We start from the raw sequence: 593 nt of genomic DNA, 5'->3' as shown, positions 1-593 counted from the left end.
AGATATGCTACGTCATGCGGTAGCTGGCCTTCTAAAAACCATGTCAGATTGCACCATATTATTTGCACCGCACGTCAACTCGTATCGCCGCTTTACTCCAGGGACACTGGCACCAAATAATATCTCATGGGGCTACGAAAACCGTACGGCAGCCGTACGTATCCCAGGCGGCGACTCTAAAGCACGCCGGATTGAGCATCGCGTGTCTGGTGCAGATGCCAACCCCTATTTAGTCTGTAGCGCAGTCTTGGCAGGCATGCTATATGGTATTGAAAACAAGCTTGAAGTCCCAGAACCCATCAACAGTATCACTTATGACGATAGTGAGCTTAAAACGTTACCTTTAGACTGGTTATCAGCCATTCGTAAGTTTGAAAATAGTGATTTAATCGACTCATTGTTCCCAAGTGAGATGATTGAGCTGTTAATCGCTGTCAAAAAACAAGAAGCCAAGCGCTTTGCTCAGCAAGTTACTAACCTTGAATACCTCACCTATTTACAGGATGTCTAATATGTCAAATAGCAATGTTACACCGCCTATGGAGCAAAATGCTCAGCCGAACAAGCCGTCTAATAATAAGCGCAATATTCCG

General features: G+C 45.0%; 1 protein-coding gene. It reads left to right on the top strand.

Annotated features, from left to right (window positions below):
* Positions 1-511 (top strand): type I glutamate--ammonia ligase (locus ACS8FD_RS22725; RefSeq protein ID WP_459252177.1); only part of this gene is annotated, 511 nt, incomplete at its 5' end.
* Between the last annotated feature and the right edge of the window lie 82 nt (positions 512-593).

The sequence above is a fragment of the Psychrobacter sp. 1U2 genome, from assembly GCF_051847575.1.
The sequence above is the reverse complement of the archived record's forward strand: the minus strand, read 5'-3'. Positions and strand labels throughout refer to the sequence as shown.